Source organism: Microcystis sp. M31BS1 (assembly GCF_020245285.1).
Lineage (GTDB): Bacteria > Cyanobacteriota > Cyanobacteriia > Cyanobacteriales > Microcystaceae > Microcystis > Microcystis panniformis.
Genome location: NZ_JADBVE010000217.1, coordinates 1 through 3274 on the forward strand (window position 1 = coordinate 1; position 3274 = coordinate 3274).

At 42.0% G+C, this 3274-nt stretch carries 3 protein-coding genes; all 3 read right to left on the reverse strand.

What is annotated here, in order from left to right:
• Positions 1 to 333: 333 nt before the first annotated feature.
• Positions 334 to 1419: a calcium/proton exchanger gene (gene cax / locus IM509_RS12805; RefSeq protein WP_072925943.1), complete on the reverse strand. Its 1086-nt coding sequence runs from the start codon at positions 1417 to 1419 to the stop codon at positions 334 to 336.
• On the reverse strand, positions 1416 to 1877 hold the full coding sequence (locus IM509_RS12810) for a cupredoxin domain-containing protein (RefSeq protein ID WP_002789797.1): 462 nt from the start codon (positions 1875 to 1877) through the stop codon (positions 1416 to 1418). The genes cax and IM509_RS12810 overlap by 4 nt, the downstream gene beginning before the upstream one ends.
• 287 nt (positions 1878 to 2164) lie before the next feature.
• On the reverse strand, positions 2165 to 2473 hold the full coding sequence (locus IM509_RS12815) for a DUF6679 family protein (RefSeq protein ID WP_002757875.1): 309 nt from the start codon (positions 2471 to 2473) through the stop codon (positions 2165 to 2167).
• Positions 2474 to 3274: the final 801 nt, after the last annotated feature.

Below are 3274 nucleotides of genomic sequence, written 5' to 3' on the forward strand. Positions count from 1 at the left end.
ACCCTTATAGAGACAGACATTACCGCAATTTTTGTCAATTGTTTGCGATCTAGAGTGAACTAATCAATTAAATCCCTTACCAGATAAGGATTTAGTCGATTTATGCCCCCCTATCGAACCATACCAAGTCCCGAAGAGCCGGATGAATCAACCCTAGGATGAATCAACCCTAGGGGTTTGGGGGGTAGAACCCCCCAAAAGCTTGGATTGAGGGAAAAAATCGAAAGTAATGCCCGACTTTAGCAGAGAGTTTCCCCTTAAAAATCCCAACTTAGTAGATTTACAAAAATGAGATGCACCCAATCTCAGAAAATACCTAAATCTCTTTTTTGGCTAGGCGGGATGGTAATAAAAAGCTACTGCCAAGATTAAATAGGTGGCTAGTAATAGGGTTCCATCTAACCAATTGGAACGACCAGTAAAGCTGATTAAATTAGTAACAATCACCGCTACAATCAAAGCCACCACGTTAAAGGGATTAAAATTTAAATCCATCGGCTGCTGCCAAAATTGACCGATAAAAACTAATAAAGGTGCCACGAATAAAGCCACCAATAAACTATCACCCATAGCCACGGAAACCGTTAAATCCATCTGATTTTTTAGGGCTAATTGAGTGACGGTAACTATTCCAGAAACATCGCTAATTAAAGGAATGAAAATCACCCCGATAAAGAGAGGAGTGAGATTAAATCCTTCCATCACCGATTCCACTACATCAACAAATAAATCTGACTCATAGGCTACAGCTACGGTGGAAGTAAGCAGCACAAGTAACCAAATCCAGACTTGAGCTTTTTCTTCCTCACTAACCTGATTGTCGGGGGTATTTTCGTTACTTAATCCCACTTCGTAGAGATAGCTATGGGTTTTCAGGGAAAATAATAAAGTTAACCCGTAAACTATTAATAAAACCGTGGCGGTGACTAGGGAAAGACTGAGAATATCGGCAACTTCCACCACGTTAGAAGTATATATTACCAAAGTTGGTAAAGCGATCGCTATTACTGCTAAAGTCATGGAAGAACCATTTACCCGCGCTAAAATCGGTTTAAATTCCTGCTCTTTGTAGCGAATACCTCCCGTGAGCATTCCCATGCCCATAAATAATAATAAATCACTGAGAATACTACCGGTAATACTGGCTTGTACGATGTCCACCAAGCCTTTTTTTAGGGCAATTAAGGCAATAACTAAAGTGGTAGTATTGCCGAAGATAGCATTAACTAATCCTCCCAAAGTTGGCCCAGTAACTACGGCAACTCTTTCCACAGACGTACTTAACCAAATTGACAGGGGAATGATCGATAAAGCGGCAGTGATAAAAATAGCTTGATCTCCCCAATTAAGACGACTAGCGACCACCGATAGGGGAATAAATAATAGGAAAGCAAAGGAGACAATTTTTCTTAAATTCATGGGTTATTAATGGCAATTTCTCCCACCATTCCCGCTTCAGCATGACCTGGAATAGTACAGATTAATTTATACTTACCGGTTTTGAGGGGAACTATTACCCATTCTGCCTGTGCATTAGGTTTTAATTCTAGTTCGTGAATCGCCCCTTTAATCTCCACTTTTCCCGCTTCAACTTTCTGCGTCCAACTAGCATCGGCGAAGTCTTTAGCGGTAAAATAATGTTTAGTGGGACTGGGATTATCGAGGATTAATTTGTATTTTTGTCCAGCAATAAAGTCTAATTGACTAGGAAAGAATTTTAATTCTCCTTGCCCGGAGCCTAGACTAATTTTAACTTCTAGAGGGGCGGACCCGGCGAAGGCGGGAAAAGTTACTAACCAACAACTAATTAAAACTATTACTAATGCCACAAATTTTTGATAGATATACTGGCCAGCGAAGTAGGGATTAGAATTCATTTTGCTCCTCCAGCTGATAATAGAGAAAATCTGGCGGCTTTGACGATAATTTTACAACAAGTGGTGATTCCTAAGTGAGTGGGTGGAATTAAATATAAAATGAACGTAGGTTGGGTTGGGTTGAAGCATGAAACCCAACGCCCGCTCATGTTACGCTACTGCTAACCCATCCTACAAATAATTGTGCCTCTCTACTTACCGGCTCTTTTCCCTTCTATCCCTTAAAAGTCCCTTGGTCATGGTTAAAACCGCGGGACTTCTAGCCACTGTCAGTTAAATCGACAAAATTAATCTAAGCTATCGGGAGAATGGGGATAAAGTTGTTCTGCTTCCGGACAATCTTCCGAGACATTAATATCAGGATTCGTCCGCGACACCGATGCCAGTTTTCTGCTCACCGCACCGATACTTTCTAAACGCACCATTTCTTCCCAAGAACTAATCTCGTCTTCTTCTTCTGTTTCGTAGCGAATGGTGACGAGATCGCTTTCTAGATCGACAATACGGGCATTATCGATCCATCTTTGCTGATCGCGCAAGAAAATGCAGACTTCCTGACCATCCATACAGAATTGATAAATCTTGCGGTGTAACATAAATTGCTCCTAAACAGCTTCTTTTGTTGGATTCAACTAACGGGAAGTGACAAAATGCCAATCTCAGCAATAGCTCAAGAATTCCCGTGGGTAACACAAAAGGGAGAAAAATTCCGCTAGTAGTGGCAAGAATGGGAAAGGAAAGTCAGGTTTCCAGTTTGGGGCTACGTTCTTCAAAGACATCGATTCGATTAATAGACGGCCTCGGCGATTCACTAAAAAATCGCCCTTATAGAGTCATTGTGACATAAATTTTCACTTCCTAACAGTATTCCTGGATGGAATCGGGAATGAGGTTTAGGGATGAGGTTATGCCATTTTTCTTTATTCATGGCAGGTATCCTACTCCCCTCTTGCGCCCCTCCACCCCCCACATCGGTAGGGCAGGGGGAGTTTGGGGGTGAGGGCAATTAACCATATCTGCCATTACTTTTGAACAATGCTATCAGTACCGTCCCCTTTCCAACCCCGAAAAATAGCTATAGACGCTCTGCCATCTTGGCAAGTCATGGGGCATCGCTCGCCACTTGATTCCGTTGGCCGATAAATAAGTGGGTGGGTGGAATTAAATATAAGATGAACGTAGCGACTGTCTTGATTGTCAAGGGGTAACTCAAAAAACAATCAAGGAGTTGCTGTCGAACCTAAAATCTCAAGCCAGAAAAAAGCGCAGCAAAAACTAAGTCGCTCAGGTTAAACCAAAGCAAGCGCAACCCTTGATCAGAGATAACAAAAAGTGTGAATCTCTAGGAACAAGGTGGTAAATTGTCAGCAAGCTGCCAAGGCTGATTTTGGCGAACC